The following is an 18501-nucleotide window of genomic DNA, read 5'->3' as shown; positions in this document are numbered from 1 at the left end:
CGATTTCATCTAGATGATTTTGAATGGCAGGTTCATACCCCTTTACTTGGGACAGCCTTATTTCAGAGTAAAATTAAGCCTTTACATTTTCCTTCTCAAGATCCTTTGGACCAAATGTTGCCTTCGGTGACCACCATAGTGGAATCTTAATGCTTTCATCAGTCAGTTTTCCGTTTCCGTTAGCTACATCACGGGCAGTTTCGTAACCAGCCTGGGCATGGCGTACAACTCCGATACCTGAGTCAACGGTCATTGCCACTTCAAGTCTCATATCAGATTCTGCAGTACCATCAGCAATCATCGTTACACCCGTATGAACCGCTTCACCCATCGAGTAGTTTGCTTGTAATGCGATTAAATCACACATACCAACTGCATTTAATAGACCATTCAATACCGGCCAGTCAGAGATTAAGTCACCGCCATCCTTCATGTTCTCAGACTCGAATGTTGGGTTTACGATGGAACCAGAGTCAAGGTTGTCACGGGAGAATGCTACTGGTCCTGCAAGTTCACCTTTCTTAATCATGTCATTTACTTTTAGGGCAAATTTCTTTCGCTGTCCAAAGCCCATGTAACAAATACGTGCAGGCAAAGCTTCGATTGGAATATGTTTCATTGCCAAATTAATCCAGCGTGTTACTAGGAGGTCATCACTAAATTCTTCAAGAATCATTTCATCAATTTTGCGTAAGTCTTCTGCTTCACCTGATAAGCAGATCCAGCGGAACGGTCCGCGGCCTTCGCAGAATAGCGGACGAATGTATTCAGCCACGAATCCTGGAAGACGCTTTGCTTCTTTTGCATCAAACCCAGCATCGATACATTCCTTACGGATACTAGTGCCGTACTCGAAGGAATGTACGCCAAGATCCAATAATTTAATTAATGCTTCTAGCTCACGGATCATTGTTTCACGGGCTTTTTCTAAATAAAGATCACGATTTGTGTCGCGCAACTCTTCTGCTTCTTGAACAGTGTAACCGGATGGTAAGTAAGAGATTGGGTCATGTGCCGGTGTCATTGAGGTTGAGATATCTGGTAACCAGCCTGTTTGAAGTACTTCCTCGAATATATCTGCAGCGTTTCCTACCACAGCCACACCAAGAGGTTTGCCTTCTGACGCATATTGCTTAGCCATTGAAATTGCTTCATCTAATGTGTCTGCTACACAATCTATAAATCCTTTTTCAATTCTTCGATTAATAATTTCAATGTTAGAGTCACATAGAATCGCAACCCCGCCATGCATGGTCATTGCTCTTGTTTGGTTGCCACCCATTCCGCCAGCACCGGCAGTTAGAAGGATCTTACCAACAAGGGAATCATTATAGTGAAGGCGGGCAATAGCCGATAAGGTTTCAAATGTCCCTTGGATAACACCTTGTGTACCTATGTACTCCCATGGAGCAGCAGTATAGTTAGCATACATTGTTAAGTTCTTATCTTGAAGTTCATAGAAAGTTGGCCAGTCCGCTTTCATAATATTAGTTGTTGCCATAACAACGGTTGGTGCATATTTATGAGTTTTGAAGACGGCAACAGGCATACCAGATTGAACAACAAGTGTTTCATCATCTTCAAGCTCTTTTAACGATTTTACAATCGCATGGTAGGACTCCCAGTTTCGTGCAGCCTTTCCAATCCCGCCGTAAATGACGAGTTCTTCTGGTTTCTCAGCATTTTCCATATTATTTTCAAGCATTCTTAGGATTGACTCTTGTCTCCAACCTTTACAACGAAGTACATTTCCTCTTTGTGCCTTTACGGAATATAAAATTTCTGGCTTTGACATATACATTTCCTCCTAAAAAATAAATGTAGTATTAACTCTACTCACTTTAGATATTGCAAGTTGCGTGCCAACTTTGGAAATTCCCCTAATTTTATTGAATTCCCGCAAAGAGCCTGAATGGAAACTTATAATTTTCAATAAAACAAACGAATAAATGGAAATATATTCAAAAATACCGCAGATAGATTTTGCACCGCTTTTGTCTATAAAAGTCATGTAAACATAATTACTGTTGAAAACGGTTACGTTTTCTGAGTGCAGATATTTTTTGCATGCAGACTATTAATAAAATTCAAAATAAGTGTTATATTCTGATAAGGGTTATCTTTTGAAGGAGGTAAAAAATATGATTGCACAATCGATAGGTTCTATTATTAAAAGTTTTGTTGACGGAGTGGTTGTTCTAGATGACACCTCCCATATATTATGGTATGACCTGCATCCAGAACTTAAATTGGATCTAATAGAAGGGCAGCATATTTTAGACCATTTCCCCTGCAAGCGGGAGAAATTAGTTGAGAACGAAAAATTCACCCTAACATTGAATCAAAAAAAGCTCTCTATTGAGGTAAAAAAGTTTTCTGCGGAAAGTGAATACATTATTCTTTGCATCGAAGACATTACAAATTTAATAGAAAATCAATCAGCACGATTATACTGCCTTGAGAAAATAATGGAATCTTTAGATGAAGGGGTCATGATGAGTGACAATGAGGGCAGGATTGTCTTATATAATCATGCACAGGAAAAGCTTGAGGGATTAGACAGCCAAGAAATTATCGGAAAGCATCTTTGGTCTGCCTATAATTATAATCCGCAATATTCCGAACATAAACATACCTTCAAAACAGGAAAGCCCATATTTTCGCGGTATCGGGCTCATTCAACAGTAAACGGAGTACCACGGTATGTGAATTATAGTACGTTTCCTATTCAAAGAGATGGAGATACAATCGCTGTTTTTTCAGTAAGTACAAATGAATCACAGCTTAAGAATCGCTTACACCAAGCTATTGAGCAAAAAAGGCAAATTATCCAAGCTTCTGAATCTGGTTCCCGGCATTTTAACAACGGAACCACGTTTACATTTGAAAATATCAAGGGCAAAAGTTTCACCTTAAAAAATCTCATTTTAGAAGCTCAAAATATCGCGATACATAATACCGATGTGTTAATTGTCGGAGAAACTGGAACGGGAAAAGAACTATTTGCCCAAAGTATTCACAACCATAGTCCAAGGGCAGAAAATCCATTTGTAGCAGTGAACTGTGCTGCCATTCCTGAAACCTTATTGGAAAGCACACTATTTGGAACTGTTAAAGGGGCTTTTACCGGAGCAGCCAATCAAATTGGGCTTTTCGAATATGCAAAAAATGGTACACTTTTTCTTGATGAGATTAACTCTATGCCGCTTACACTTCAATCGAAACTGATGAGAGTTTTGCAAGAACGTTTGGTTCGAAGGGTCGGATCGAATGACGTTACCCCGGTAGAATGCACAGTTATTAGTGCATCAAATGAGGATCCAATTAAACTGATAGAAGAAAAAAAGATGCGTCTTGATTTATTTTACCGTATCGCTCATACGAGTCTTTTTATTCCCCCTTTGAGAGAACGTAGCGAGGATATCATATTTTTTATCAACCACTTTATTGAAAAACATCAAAAGAAATTTAACAAAACTGTGCCGGGTCTTTCAAAAACATTACAATCTACACTCCTTCAATATCCTTGGCCTGGGAACACCAGGGAATTGGAGCATCTAATTGAAAATATCATCATACAAACTAGTGAATCGGAAAGTGAATTAAATATTGAGCATCTTCCTGCCTATTTACGAAATAAACTGGTTTCAAAAAGTTCATCAAAGAATAAGAAACAAAAAGAAATGGCGAAAAACCCGTTTAAATCTATTTTTAGTAACTCCCAAGAGCATTATATTCAGAGGGTTTTAGACCAAAACGACTGGAATATTTCAAAATCGGCTAAATTGCTTGGGATTACCCGGCAAAGTTTACAGTATCATATAAAAAAACATGAGTTAAAAAATACCTGTACGAAGAAGGAAAGGTAAAAAGGAAATATTAAATTTTATCTCAGCAGGATAGAGAAAGTTCCAATATCCCATAAAACTGAGAATGAGACAGGAATCCATTAGATTCCTGTCTCTCTTCATACTATTACTTACCAATAAACATTTGTGTCCAGTGGTTGCCAGACTTTTCGTAACCAACTCCAATATGAGTAAAGTTAGCGCTTAAAATGTTCTTCCTATGCCCTTCGCTGTTCATCCATGCCGTTACGACCTCTTGTGGTGTACGTTGTCCTTGGGCGATATTTTCCCCTGCTGACTTATACGACACGCCCATGTCCCTCATCATATCGAATGGTGAACCATAGGTAGGGCTCGTATGTGAAAAATAATTGTTTTGTGCCATGTCTACAGATTTCTTTTGTGCAACTCCACTTAATTGTGTATCATGTTTTAAAGCCGGTAAACCGTTTTTACTACGTTGTGCATTGGTTAAATCAATTACCTGTTTAACGTATGCACTTACATCGCCAGTTGCTGGTGCTGGTGCCGGTGCTGCTTGTTTTGGTGCTGGTGCTGCTTGTTTTGGTGCTGGTGCCGCTTGTTTTGGTGCCGGTGCAGCTGGTGCTGGTGCTGCTTGTTTTGGTGCCGGTGCGGCAGGTGCTGGCGCCGGTGCTGCTGGTTGTTGAGTTGGTGCTTTTGTTGTTGGTTGTTGCTGTTGTGTTGGAGTCTTTCCTTGTTGACCTCCAAATTGATACCATTGAACAGATCCGAATGGAATGTACCTATACTGAGCATGTTGAATTAAAATCGCTTTTGTATGAGGGTAATTCTTACTATTCAATGTTGTTCGATCTGCTGAGATATTTAATGCATCATTATTGTTGTCGTTATCCACATTTACGTTATTGCGATTTACATTTCTGTTGTGGATTCGATTTGTCTGACGATCATTATTTACATTGGTTACAAAATCATCATTATTGTTTCGATTATTTGTACCTCGATCCCAATCGCTATCATTATTATCATTATTGGTGTAATCCTCGGTTAGTGGACCATTATGGTCTATCCCGTCATCTCTTCCATTACCAACATTTAAAGTGGTTTGGTCTCGATCTATCCTGCCTGTACGGACTTCATCTGCTGCATCATTTCCATTGTTACATGCAGCTAGACCAAATGTTAAAACCCCTGAAAGCAGCAAGCCAAATGACTTTTTTATCAACCTGATTACCCCCTTGCAAAAATGTTTTTTTGCCTTCTTATTTTTGATTTTTTTTCAAAATATATTGATGGTATTTTCTGCATAAAAAAACCGAATGGTAATGGTTACCAATCGGTTATTTGTTATTCATATGGGGTAAATTACTATTATAAAATTTATCTTAACTAGGGAAGTTGGTATTTAAATTTAACTAAAACCCTCTTTTCCTTAACCATGACTCACATAACCCTGGCCAAGCTTTTGCTTCAGGATGTTCCTCAGCCATCCCTAATCCATGTCGACCGCTTTCAAAAACATGAAGTTCAAAGGGAATCTTTAACCTGTTTAACATAGAGGAAAAAAGCAAACTATTTTCTACGTCAACTGCTGCGTCATCGGCTGTATGCCAGAGAAAGGTCGGTGGAGTATCTTCTGTAATTTGAGATTCACTTGATAATAATTGAATCATTTCTAAACTTGGGCTTTCACCTAATAAATTGATTCTGCTTCCTTCATGGGTATACTCTCCCATAGTAATGACTGGGTAACAAAGTACCATGACATCAGGACGGCTGCTAATCCGTTCAATCGGATCTTCTGCCTGACTTTTTCCTGAGTCAAAATGTGTTCCAGCGGTTGAAGCTAAATGACCTCCTGCAGAAAACCCAAGGATTCCAATACGATTTTTATCTAAATTCCACTCAGAAGCATGATATCTTACCATGCGAATAGCTCTCTGGGCATCGACTAGTGGAATTGGATGACTAAATGGTGCTACTCGATAATGGAGGACGATTGCAGAAATGCCAATGGAATTTAGCCACTGTGCTACTGGGTATCCCTCATGTTCTGCACGGTGAGAGTACCCGCCTCCAGGAGCGATAATCATAACCGGATACGGCCCATCCCCATCAAGCAAAAAGGGCTCGATACTAGGACAATCTGTGTTATTTTCATTTAGTTTTACATTGTCCCACAATGCTATTTTTCCTCTTGGCTGTTTTAGATTCATAATTATTCCTCCACCTCCAAGGTAACTGGTTGCCCAGTCATGGCTGAATGTGCTGCTGCAAGTGTAACACGATGTGTTTTCACAGCATCCTTATAGGGTGATAAAATATGGGTTGAATCCCCTGTTTTGACGGCATCAAGGAAAAGTCTATTTTCTACTTTGTATGGATCTAATTGATTCCTATATTCTGTCATCTCCTTACCACGAATGTCTCTTAATAGATTAGAACTAATCTGAATGACTCCTTCATTCGTGTATACATCCAGCCCAGCCTTGTTTGATTCAGGGAGAATGCAGGTATTAGATATTGTTGCAATCATGCCATTATTCAGCCTTAAGGTCACACTTCCTACATCAGGAACAGTGGTGCCCTCCACTTTATCTGCCATCATCCTGCTGCTATAGGCAGCATAAACTTCTTTGATTTCACCGCAAAGAAAACGTAGAAGGTCGACAATATGTGTAGTCTGTTCAACAAATTGTCCCCCTGATTTATTTACGTCTCTCCACCAAGGAACCATTGGCATATCCCCCATCCAATAACCAAGAGCCATCCCTATTTGACGTTCTTGAAGAAGGTATAAAGCTTTTTTAGAAAGATCCATATAACGCCAGTGGTAACCTACAGAAGTAATAAGACCCTGCTCTTCTATCTTTTTGGCAATTTCATATGGCGCATCATTTATCCCCAGCGGTTTCTCCACAAAAAAGGGAATTCTTCTTTCTATTAATGCTTGTTCTATTGAACCATGAGCCATTGGCGGTACACAAATATAGACTGCATCTAGTTTTTGTTTATCTAACATCTGCTCAACGTTTGTATAGCCTGACGCATTGGACCAATTTCTAGCTTCTGTCTCTGACTTTTCTATACTAGTTCCACAGAAGGCTGTTACTTCTACCCCAGACATTTCCCCTAATATGGATGCATGCTTTTTGGCAAAAAATCCAGTTCCAATAAATCCAATTTTCATCATAATCACCTCTTAACTTAGTTTACACTAATTAAATGCATAGGATGAAAAGGAGAGATAGTAAATGGCTTCACTATCTCTCCCTTTCATCATGATTAATTTACTAATAGCTTTGATTTTTGATTAATTTTTTCAAAGGCATTGGTTGCCGGCTTCATAATAAATAGTGCTAATAGATTTCCGCTATAAAGTAGACAAATTGGCGGTGCGTAGGATAGGACAAAAACGATACCGAAGCTGCCAATCAGCATATAAAAAGTAGAAAGAGGATTCATAATCATTACAAAGAATGAGTTCTTAATTACCTGGCTAAGCTTCATATCATAATGCACAAAAATCGGAATGATATAAAACAGCATTGAAATAAAAATGAACGTGATAATGAATAATGGAACATAAAGAATTGATACGAAACTATTCGATGCATTTAGTACGAACTGGAAGTCAATATACAAAATCAATCCAATAGTAAGAATGATAACTCCAAGAATATTACTCTTCAAAAAGTCTCGTTTATATGCAGTCCAAAAAGTCTTAAAAATAGACATTTCATCATTACCTAGCATCCATTTTCGAACAACTGCGAACATCGCCACCGTTGCAGGAAAAAATCCAAAGAAGATAAGGCCTAGAAGAGAAAATGCGATCCATAATAAATTTAAGAATGCTAGTCTTGAAATCCATTCAAGCAATTTATTTAAACTTTCCATAAATCCTGAAGTGTCCATTTGTAATCCTCCTTGAACCGTTGTTCTTAACCATCGTATCTTTGCCACTTCCTTATAGGGTTAGAAGTGGCAAAGTTTTAAATTAGATAATTTCGTTACCATGTTAGCCCTTTAATCCACTCGTACTGATTCCTTCGACAACATGACGTTGGAAGAGGAAGAATACGACGAATACAGGAATCAAGGTAACCACCGACATCGCAAACATGGCACCCCAGTTCGATACGGTTTCATTACTTAGGAACATATTTAGTGCCATGGAAACGGTATACTTTGTAGGACTGTTTAAATATAATACAGGCCCTAATAGGGATTCCCATGTCCAATAGAAAGAGAAAATTGCTGCTGTCGCTAAAGATGGTTTAATTAATGGCAAAATGATCTTCGTGAAAATCTTGAAGGTACCGCAGCCATCAATAATGGCCGCTTCATCCAGCTCTCTAGGAATTGTCCGTATAAATTGAACGAGAAGGAAGATAAAGAACGGATGTCCAAAATATGCTGGTATTGCAAGTGGTTTAATCGAGTTTAGCCAATCTAGTTTCGCGAAAATGATATATTGCGGTACCATTAACACATCATGTGGAAGCATCAAGGTAAGCATCATAATTCCAAACCAAATTGCTTTTCCTTTAAACTCTAAACGTGCAAAGCCGAAGGCAATAAATGCAGACGATATTACTTGTCCAATTAAGGTAATCACTACTAGGATGGCAGTATTTTTGATAAATACACCGAATGAATTTCCGCCAATCCCTTCCCACCCGTCTACAAAGTTCGTCCAAATCCAGGTTTCTGGTATCAATGATTTAGCCGTAATAAAGATGGTATCACTTGGTTTAAATGAGCTCATCACGAGCCAAATAACTGGATAAAGCATTAAAATCGCAAAGGCACCGACTAGTATATGATAGATCCACCATCTAGGTGATTTTAACTTGGATGTCATGGTTATTTGCCTCCTTCTGATTCATAGTGAACCCAATATTTTGATGTCGTAAAAATAATGACTGTTAAAAATCCTACGATAATAAGCATGACCCATGCCATTGCTGAAGCATATCCCATATTGAAGAACTCAAAACCTTGGATGAATAAATATAATGAATAAAGGAGTGTTCCATCTAACGGTCCGCCTGTACCTTTTGAGATAATAAACGCTGGCACGAATGTCATAAATGCAGCAATTGTTTGCATAACCGTATTGAATAGAATAACCGGGCTGAGCATTGGAAGAGTAATTTTGAAGAATTGCTGTATGCCATTGGCTCCGTCAACACTAGCAGCTTCATAATAACTTTTTGGAATCCCTTTCAATCCTGCTAAGAAGATCAGCATCGAGGAACCAAATTGCCATACTGACAAGAAGATGAGCATCCATAATGCCGCAGTCGGATTACCAAACCATTTCACGATTGGAAGTCCAAGTAAATCAAGTAAAATGTTAACAATACCTAAGTCACCAAAAACATTACGCCACATAATCGCAACAGCAACGCTGCCGCCAATTAGGGATGGTAAATAGAATAATGAGCGATATAGTCCAACTGCTCTTGAAGTTGTATTTAATATCACAGCAATTAATAATGCAAATATTAGTCTTAAAGGAACCCCTGCAAGCACATAGATGAGTGTAACTTTTAATGATTGCAATAAGCGCGGGTCAGATGTAAACATTTTTTTGTAGTTTTCAATTCCTATCCATTGTGGTGCAGCAAATAAATTATAGTTTGTAAATGATAAATATAAAGACGCTATTATCGGAATTAACGTAAAAGCAAGGAATCCAATAATAAACGGACTGATAAACGCATACCCTGTCAAGTTTTCCTTGATGGCACGGCTTCGTTTGCTAACAGAGCGAATGGGGATATCTACTTTTACATTTTCCTTTATCACACGTGTATTCATTTATTCAACTCCTTATTCTTTGGCTACTTTCCCTAAGATGAAAGGACGATAGCTGATCTAATTAAGTGACCAGCTACCGAAGTGGAAATTATTATTTGTTTTGTGCTAGGACGCTCTCAGCTTGTTGTCTAAACTGTTTTGCAGCATCGTTCACTGATAGATTTCCATAAGCCATTTGTTCAGCTAAACTGTCAAGCGTTTCAATTACTTCTCCGGCACCAACTGGGTCTGGACCATCGAATTCTGAGCTATTTCCTTCTGCCCAATCAACATAATCAAATACTTGGACTTGTGCCGGTGAAAGCAGTGGCTTTAATGCTTCTTTAACAACAGAAGAACCAGGGACACCACGGTCACCAAGATTTAATTTGTTCGCTTCGATATCATTGATCATGAAATCGATGAACTTTGCAGCTTCTTCTTTATGTTCTGAATTATTTCCAACAGACCAGAACATACTTGGTTTTAAATATAAACCTTTTTCGCTGTCAGGACCTGGCATTGGAGCGATAGCAAGTTCTCTATTTGCCACTTGTTGAAGCCCTACAAACTGGTTAGACCATTGCCAGATACCAATTGCATTTTGAGTAACGACAGGATCATCTTCAATCCCTTTTAACTGTGCTAAGAAGTCAGGTGTAGGAACCGCCTTATCCTTTACTAAACCAGCCGTCATGTTGAAGAAATCTTCGAACAGCTTGTCATCTTTATATCCTAGAGATGCACCATCTTTGCTATAAAGTGACTTTCCTTGTGTTCTTAAGTAATAGTTGAAGAATACATCGGCTTTCATTCCTGTATCCATGAATACGCCAGCAGCTTTTGCTTTTGCTGCGATTTCTTTGTAATCGTCCCAAGTCCAATTTTCAGGGATAGAATCTACACCAGCTTTTGCAAGTACTGCTGGATCATGATGGAAACCAACCACGTTTACACCAGCATTAATTCCATATAACTTGTCGCCAAGTTTACCGCCGTTGATGATATTTTCAGCAATATCTTTTGTATTGATTTGTTTATCCAAATATGGAGTTAAATCAGCAATTTGGTTATTTTGCGCATACTGTGAGAAGTATGATAGGTCCATTTGGACAATATCAGGAAGCTCATTTGCTGCTGCTTGTGGAGCTAACTTTTTCCAGTAGTCATCCCATGCTGCATATTCTGCTTCGATTTTTACATTTGGATTTTTTTCTTCATACATTTTAATAATTTCTAGAGTATAATCATGTCGTGGCTGCGAGCCCCACCATGCAATTCGAAGAGTAACTTTTTCATCTTTTTTATCATCTTTTGAATCAGAATCAGAATCGTTGCTGCTTGTTGAACTACTACCGCTGCATGCAGCTAATGAAAAGGCTAAAACAAAAGTTAATAATAAAACTAAGAATTTTTTCATTTTTTCTCCCCCTTATTTTTTACACTTTTATGTAAGTGTTTACATTTACTATTATAAAATCTTGTCGGAATTGTCTGAATCCAATTTTCCGCTTAGTTTGTTCAAAAATCAGACATTTCATAGAAATAGAAAAGCTCCCATAGAATAAGCAGTCTAATGCTTGTTCCATGGGAGCCTTTATCGTTGATGAAACCTTAATTCTTTTTTGATAGGATTTTATTTGCTTCCGTTCTAAAAATTTGTGCTCCTTCATGTGGGGTTAGTTTTTTAAACAATATTTGTTCTGAAACATCTTGTAAAATTTTCACTACCTCTATACCTCCAAGGGGATCCGCTTTCTCAACATTACTATTTGAATTTTTCACTTTATTTACGTAATCGAATACGATTCTCTGATTTTCGGATAAATCTTCTTCTATTTTCTCGACTACATTAGAAGAAATCGGAACCCCTCTTTCACCCTTGATTACCTTATTTGCTTGAATATTATTTATAAAGAAATTAATGAATAGAGCAGCTGCCTCTTTATTCTTTGAACTTTTTGACATTGAAAAAAGCATACTAGGCTTCACTGTAAGTCCTAACTCTTGGCCAGGTCCTGGTGGAGGAATAAGCTCGAGCTGCCGGTTTGCTGCTTCTAAAAAACCGAAATATTGGTTGGAATATGCCCATTGCATCGGGGTCTGTTGATTTACGATTAACTCATCTTCTATTCTTTTTATTTGTTCTGTAACATCTGCTCTTGGAAAGGCCCCTTTTTCCAGCATTCTTAATTGCATCTCGAAATAATCAATAAACAATTGATCATCCTCATATCCTAATCCAGTTCCAGTTTTATTATATAAATTCATTCCTTTCGTACGTAAATAATACGAAAAGAATACATCCGGGGATTTCATACCGTTTGTACCATAAATTCGTTTTTCTTTTTGAACCTGTAAAGCAATTTCTTCAAAATCACTCCATGACCAATCAGGCTTTGGATAGTCATCGACCGCTGAAGAAAGTAATGGGCGATCTACGATAATGGCTGGTGCATTAATTCCTAATGGAAATCCATACAAATTTTTGCCGATTTTTCCGCCAGAAAGAATTCCCGTACTGATTGATTTTGTCTTAATTACATCTTGTTTAATATAGGGGGTTAAATCCTCTAGAAGGTTATTATCACTGTACGGTCTAAGATAAAGCAAGTCCATTTGGATGATGTCAGGAAGTTTATTACCCGCTGCCATCGGGGCGAGCCGTTTCCAATAATCATCCCAATTTGCATATAAGGGCTCAACATTAATATTTGGATATTTTTCCTCAAACAATTCAATTACTTCCAGTGTATAGTCGTGTCGTGGCTGCTCTCCCCACCAGGCAATTTTTAAAGTAATTTCCTCTTTAGCTTTACTCTCAGCGGAATCTACGATATTCAATTTCCCGCAACCACCAGTGAAAATTACCATAACTAGGGATAAAGTTGAAAACAATAGTTTTTTCATCGTTTTTTTCCCCTTTGACTATATTTTACGATCCTTGTAAGGATTCTCTCTTGTATTCTGATGGAGTAAAACCAGTGTGTTTTTTAAATACCTGACTAAAATATTGAGGATTTTCACCATAACCAATTTTTTCAGCAATTTCGAATACCTTTACATCATTTTCCTTTTCTATTAAATTAATAGCCAATTCAATTCTTAATCTCGTAATATAATTTGAAAACTTTTCTCCTGTTTCCTTCTTAAACAGCTTCCCAAGATAATCAGCATTCATATACAACATTTCGTTTGCAACCCAATGTAGAGATAAATTTTGATTACCAATATACTGATCAATCGTCTCGATGACTTTATTGATAATCGTTGAATGTTTATTATTATTGTGTTCAAAAAAGGAAAGAGTAATTTCTCGGGCAACGCTTTCAAAAAAGGATTTTAAATTTTGAATCGTGTCTATTTCTAAGAGAAACGTTAATTTTGTTAAATACATAGTCATATCTTTAGGTTCACATAACCGTATCATGGCATTAAATAATTGGATCACATATGACTTTGTGATATTAATATCGAGTCTTAAATCTATTAAATGATTAAAAAATGTGTTTATTTCTTTAGTCACATCTGTCCAGGACCCTGATTTCACTAATCGACAGAAGGTTTGATCATCATAATAGAATTCTATTTCATCTGAAGGGTTTTGATAGGCAATGTCCTTCTTTGTTATGACGCCCCCTTCCCCTAAATAAAAACGATACGTTAAACAATCGAGGGCTTCATTATATAATTTATTGGCATTACTAATTTTACCTGATTCGCTAATCGCAACTGTCGAATCAATCTGGTAATATTGATAGAATGTATGTTTAATTTTTTCAATTTGTGAATAAAGTTTAGGGTAGTTACAGTAATCCTCAATTAGAAATAATATGGTTTCCCCTACTGAACAACTAACAATATATGAATCAAAAATATTTTCAGCAATTTTTCTGATTGCAAACATGTGCTCAAATTCAAAATTCCCCTCTAGTTGAAATAAAACGAGCCTAACCTTGGGAGTATTTAAATCGATATTAAAAAGGTTTTGATAATACTCTAAATCTTTATTTTCATAATGATTGGTAATAAACTCTTTAAGCAGCTGTTCTTTGGCATAGGGAAGAACACTTTCAAGAGTTCCCTTCATTTTTTGGATAAATTGTTCTCTCTTTTGGTTTTGATTAAAATCCTCACAAATCTCCGAAACTGCATCCATTATCGTAATCTCATTACAAGGTTTTAATAGATAATGCTTCACGCCGTATTGCATGGCTTGTTTTGCAAAATCGAATTCACTAAATCCTGATAATAAAATAAATCGTATTTCAGGAAAAACGCTATGAACTTTTGCAACTAGCTCAAGACCATTCATACCAGGCATTTTGATATCACTAATCACAATATCTGGTTTGTTTTGTTCGATTATGTTGTAGGCCTCTATACCATTTCTTGCCGTCCCAATTAAACTTGTCCCAATCGACTCCCAATTAATGACCTTTGACATTCCTTCGGTAATGATTCTTTCATCATCGACTAATAATACCTTATACATGGTCTTCCCCCTTATCGAAAGGTAAAACAATGATAACTTTCGTTCCTTTATTGGGTTCACTTTCAATCCTTACTCCATATTTCTCCCCATAAGACAATTTTATTCTGTCATCAATATTTGATAAGCCAACCCCTTGTCCGCGGGTTTTCACTTCTCCTTTTTTTAACTTTTCTATAAAAGCAGACTCCATTCCCGGTCCATCATCTTCTACAATTAGTTTAATAGCTTCTTTATTTATGATCGAATAAATACTAATTTTACAAGAATCAATCTTCGGCTCCAGCGCATAATGAATGGCATTTTCAATAAGTGGCTGCAGTGTTAACTTCGGAATATAGTATGGGTAAATATCTGAATCCACCAGCATGTGGAAATCCAATCTTTCTTCAAATCTGTATTTCTGAATAGTCACATAATTTTTTACAATACTAAGCTCCTCTTCAATCGTTATCAATGGTTTTTTTAAGCTAATTGAATTACGCAGGAGAAACCCAAGTGATTCTACCATTCTAGAAATTTGTGTCTGCCCATTGCCTTTTGCTAACCAATTGATGGATTCTAGCGTATTGTATAAAAAGTGAGGATTAATTTGGGCTTGCAGCGCCTTAAACTCAGTCTCTTTTATCGTAAGCTGCTTAGAGTAATTTTCATTTATGAGTTCATCAATTTGTTGGATCATGGTCTGGAAATTTTGCTGGAGGTTACCCACCTCATCGTCCTGCAAAATCGAGGTTTTCAGTGCTTTTTTTCTTGCTTCCTTAAAGTCCCCCACTTTCACATACTGCATGCCCGCTACAAGATTCTCTAAAGGAATCGTAATGTTTCTGGCAAATCGGATACCAAAAATCGTGACGCCAACAAACATCAGAATAAATATGATGATTAAAAATGTTTTAACCTTATTGATATTTTCAAAGATTTGATTAAAGGGAATAACATTCAAGTAACCCCAATCAAAGTAGCTGGATTTAATATGTACTAGAAAGTAATTTTTATTATCAATTTTTTTGATTTGATAGCCTGAATTGATTGTGCCAGAATCTAATGATATTGCTGCTTCTTTAAATGGAGAATTTGTTTCTTTTGGAAATATTTGATTGTTATCACTAACGATTAAAAATTCCCCATCCATTTTTTTTGATCCCTCTAATATATTTCCAGCGAGTTTATCCATATTAAGATAGATGATAATGGTACCTAAATTGTCAAAGCTTAAATTCCGAAACTGTCTTATTTCTCGTGCGGTAGCAAATATAAAATCATTTTTCTCTGGATTTAACCAGACATTACTGCCATTAGCCTTGATGGCTAACTTAGTAATATCGGTTTTTTGCTCTGGCGTTAATTCAAATGTCCTTGGCCCCACCACATACTCTTCTCCATTTGTGTCAACTACATTAACCGATTGGATGTATTCTTCTTTGTTTGCATAGCTTAGCAGCTTATCCAACATGTTGGTGCGCAGACGAAATTTTTCATATTCGGTACTATCCTCTCTTATCGAAGATAAGTATTGTTGAATTTGGGGATCCGTCAAAATATTATAGGATAGGTCCTCTAAATCTTTTAACTCACTTTCAATACTATTAGAGGATGTACTTAAAACTTGTGAGGACTTACTATAAATTTGCTCATCGTAAATTTGAAATGCATATGTTAATCCGAAAAAGGTAAAAGAAAATGAAATAACCATGATCCATGACACTAGTAAAAAAAGTTTGTATTTTATTTTTAGGTTCAAGTACTGCTTCCTTAGTCTTTGAAGTACCTTCATCATATAGAGTAAGTCTCCGTTTGTTTTTTTTATTCCATTGTAAGCGTAGCCAAATTAATAAAAATAAAAAATAATCAACTTGTCCGTATGAAATTAATTCGATTTTATCATTTATATACCTTTTTTCATAGAAAACTATGAAAAATTTTATATATTTAGTGTTTCGTCAAATATGTACGTACAAGCCAAAAACCCTCAAAGGTTCTTGAGGGCTTTTTACAGAATCTATTATTTTTAATAAGTGGAGCTATTTAATCTAAATAAAATACTTGCTTTAATTCGTATGCAACGGGGCTATTATCGGGATTGGTTTCCATAATATCTTTCATATGGTCCCACCATTTTTGACAAATTTCTGTTTTTGCCATATCACCCCATTTTTCTTCACTCTCAAGTTCTACATATGCGAACAGATTATTGGTCTTCTCGTCTAAAAAAATAGAATAATGATGTGCACCATGATTTTTTAATTCCTTTTCCATTTCCGGCCATAATTGATCGTGGCGTTTTTTATATTCTTCATGATATCCTTCGAACACTTTCATAACCGATGCTTTTCGAATCATAAGAGATTCCCCCTTTAAAAATTCACTAGTGATTGAATTGAATTATTTTATATTCAAATTTTCCCAGTTTCAGTTTTCCTGGCTCTACTGCACTATTCGTCTGCAAATCTATTCCTGTCTGAGGAATGGTAACACTTCCGCCATTACCATCCATATTAATTACAAACCAAATAGAATAACCTGCTCCCTGGCGTGGAGCAACGATAGTCCCTTCTGAAACGTCGGTTCGGAGGGTAACTCCTGCTTCTTGTGAGTAGTGCTCAACCAACTTCCTTAGTAACACATCCCCCGTCTCGCCCATTGGCATTGAGCCAAGCATAATCATTTTTCCTGCACCAAGCTTATGCTCTGTGATAAAGGATTTCCCTTTAGCAAGTCCCTCTTCGATGATGCCGACTGCTTGTGTGGAGTCTGCCTCCATAACCGAACTCCACAGTCCTAAAGGAGCAGAGATATCAAAAGCACGTCCGATTGTCCCGGTATCATCTAAAGGAAAGGTAAATAATACTTCAGCACCAGCTGTTTTTTCAAGTTCACCTAATGCCCTATCAGTATGGACGGTATGATTTTCAGTTTGGCCGCCCGTTAATGGTCCTGCAATCCAAATCCCGCCATTTTCAACAAACTGTCGAGCCCGGGCATTATATTCAGGTGACAAATATTGAATAAATGGAGTGAAAAGTACCTTATACCCCTCAAGGTCTGCACCTTCCGGAATCACATCGCGATGAATACCCATTGATAAAATACGCTTGTAAAAATCAGTAACTAAACCGCGATGATTTAAGCTTCGATGTGGTTCTGTTTTTAAGAAAGCCTTAGCCCTGTCTGAATATGTGATAGCCACTTCTGCCTGACTTGGTTTAGTCGATAAGATAATAGGTTCAATTTCTTTTCGCATTTCTTCCACTTCTAAGACATTTTGATAACCAATCGTAGGTTTACCCCAGGCACTTAAGACAGAACCATGCGGCTGTTCACAGCCCGAACGCTGCTGCCTCCAAAGCCAATAACAAAAGGCTTCTGCTCCCAGTGCATAAGCGGCTGCTGCTTCCACTTTTAAATAACCGTTTGGATGTGGGCTCGCATAGCTTTCTAATGACGCGGCGTAGGATGGACTCGTCTCCATTACCCAGAAAGGTCTGTCCTTTTTAAGATTTCTCCACAGGTCACTATTAATCAAGTAAGCTGGAAAATTATCGATGGCTGCATACGTATCAAAAGATGCAAAATCCAGGTTTTGGAATAGCCTTTCGTTATCTACACTAAAGAAAACAGAACTGTTATGAGTAATCGGTGCGGATGAATATTTTCGAATAATACCTGCCTGTTCATCGGAAAACTCTGCAATTTTCTCCATTGAAAAGATTTGGTACATCGTACTTAACGAAGAGTTGTGTAAAAACGGGGCCGGCCCTGGCTGTGGCACCTGTTCAAAGCTATGATAATATTCACTCCAAATTTTCGTTCCCCATGCGTCATTAAGATTTTCAATCGTTCCATAGCGATCCTCTAACCAAACATGCCATAACTCCTTACAGGTATTACACATACATTCGCTGACATGACACTTAAACTCGTTATCCAGCTGCCAGCACATCACACCTGGTAAACTTCCTAATGCTTTTGCGATATGTTCCGTGATAAGTGCTGCTCTTTCTCTAAAATAAGGATGGTTGGTACAGGCATGCTGCCTTGAGCCATGTCCCATTACTTTTCCGTCAGCATCCACATACATCCGTTCTGGACGATTGTGGGAAAACCAGATGGGAGGAGTGGGTGTCGGTGTACACATGACGGTTTCTATACCATTTTCATAAAGTTTGTTAATCATTCTTGCAAAAAAGCTAAGGTCAAACTTACCTTCTTCAGGCTCCATCGATGCCCAGGCAAACTCTCCGATCCTGATAACATTAATACCGGTCTTTTTCATTTCGATAATATCTTCTTCGATTACTTTTTCATCCCATAGCTCTGGGTAGTATGCAGCACCATGATATAATTTCTTACTCATCTATTTCACCTCAT

General features: G+C 37.4%; 14 protein-coding genes. 1 reads left to right on the top strand and 13 read right to left on the bottom strand.

What is annotated here, in order from left to right:
* Positions 1–73: 73 nt before the first annotated feature.
* A complete protein-coding gene (hutU, locus tag ACY3XC_RS09545) occupies positions 74–1795 on the bottom strand; it encodes a urocanate hydratase (protein ID WP_464868311.1) in 1722 nt (573 codons plus the stop codon).
* A 346-nt stretch (positions 1796–2141) separates the two neighbouring features.
* Here hutU and ACY3XC_RS09540 point away from each other — a divergent pair, with 346 nt between their 5' ends.
* The gene (locus tag ACY3XC_RS09540; RefSeq protein WP_464868310.1) at positions 2142–3869 is read left to right on the top strand and encodes a sigma-54 interaction domain-containing protein; all 1728 of its coding nucleotides are present in this window, start codon (positions 2142–2144) and stop codon (positions 3867–3869) included.
* A 106-nt stretch (positions 3870–3975) separates the two neighbouring features.
* On the opposite strand, the gene ACY3XC_RS09535 is transcribed toward ACY3XC_RS09540, so the two are convergent.
* From ACY3XC_RS09535 to ACY3XC_RS09480, 12 genes are all read right to left on the bottom strand, one after another.
* Positions 3976–4761: a CAP domain-containing protein gene (locus ACY3XC_RS09535; RefSeq protein WP_464868438.1), complete on the bottom strand. Its 786-nt coding sequence runs from the start codon at positions 4759–4761 to the stop codon at positions 3976–3978.
* Positions 4762–5245: 484 nt separating this feature from the next.
* Complete coding sequence (locus tag ACY3XC_RS09530; RefSeq protein ID WP_464868309.1) at positions 5246–6046, bottom strand: alpha/beta hydrolase; 801 nt, start codon at positions 6044–6046, stop codon at positions 5246–5248.
* Positions 6047–6048: 2 nt separating this feature from the next.
* Positions 6049–7023 carry a Gfo/Idh/MocA family protein gene (locus tag ACY3XC_RS09525; RefSeq protein ID WP_464868308.1) on the bottom strand — a complete coding sequence of 325 codons (975 nt, stop codon included), beginning with the start codon at positions 7021–7023 and terminating at the stop codon, positions 6049–6051.
* Positions 7024–7115: 92 nt separating this feature from the next.
* The gene (locus ACY3XC_RS09520) at positions 7116–7748 is read right to left on the bottom strand and encodes a YesL family protein (RefSeq protein ID WP_464868307.1); all 633 of its coding nucleotides are present in this window, start codon (positions 7746–7748) and stop codon (positions 7116–7118) included.
* 103 nt (positions 7749–7851) lie between these two features.
* The gene (locus ACY3XC_RS09515; protein WP_179157359.1) at positions 7852–8697 is read right to left on the bottom strand and encodes a carbohydrate ABC transporter permease; all 846 of its coding nucleotides are present in this window, start codon (positions 8695–8697) and stop codon (positions 7852–7854) included.
* Between the two features lie 2 nt (positions 8698–8699).
* A complete protein-coding gene (locus tag ACY3XC_RS09510; protein WP_179157358.1) occupies positions 8700–9659 on the bottom strand; it encodes a carbohydrate ABC transporter permease in 960 nt (319 codons plus the stop codon).
* A 91-nt stretch (positions 9660–9750) separates the two neighbouring features.
* Positions 9751–11058, bottom strand: a complete 1308-nt coding sequence (locus ACY3XC_RS09505; protein WP_464868306.1) for an ABC transporter substrate-binding protein — start codon at positions 11056–11058, stop codon at positions 9751–9753.
* A gap of 194 nt (positions 11059–11252) precedes the next feature.
* A complete protein-coding gene (locus tag ACY3XC_RS09500) occupies positions 11253–12548 on the bottom strand; it encodes an ABC transporter substrate-binding protein (RefSeq protein ID WP_464868305.1) in 1296 nt (431 codons plus the stop codon).
* Between the two features lie 25 nt (positions 12549–12573).
* The gene (locus ACY3XC_RS09495; RefSeq protein WP_464868304.1) at positions 12574–14133 is read right to left on the bottom strand and encodes a response regulator transcription factor; all 1560 of its coding nucleotides are present in this window, start codon (positions 14131–14133) and stop codon (positions 12574–12576) included.
* Positions 14126–15910, bottom strand: a complete 1785-nt coding sequence (locus tag ACY3XC_RS09490; protein WP_464868303.1) for a cache domain-containing sensor histidine kinase — start codon at positions 15908–15910, stop codon at positions 14126–14128. The genes ACY3XC_RS09495 and ACY3XC_RS09490 overlap by 8 nt, the downstream gene beginning before the upstream one ends.
* A 248-nt stretch (positions 15911–16158) precedes the next feature.
* Positions 16159–16473 (bottom strand): L-rhamnose mutarotase, encoded by a 315-nt coding sequence (rhaM, locus tag ACY3XC_RS09485; protein ID WP_464868302.1) that lies wholly within the window; start codon positions 16471–16473, stop codon positions 16159–16161.
* A gap of 25 nt (positions 16474–16498) precedes the next feature.
* Positions 16499–18487 carry a beta-galactosidase gene (locus ACY3XC_RS09480; RefSeq protein WP_464868301.1) on the bottom strand — a complete coding sequence of 663 codons (1989 nt, stop codon included), beginning with the start codon at positions 18485–18487 and terminating at the stop codon, positions 16499–16501.
* Positions 18488–18501 lie beyond the last annotated feature (14 nt).

Source organism: Bacillus sp. CZDM1, assembly GCF_055502545.1.
Note: the sequence above shows the minus strand (reverse complement) of the source record. Positions and strands in the feature narration are given on the sequence as shown.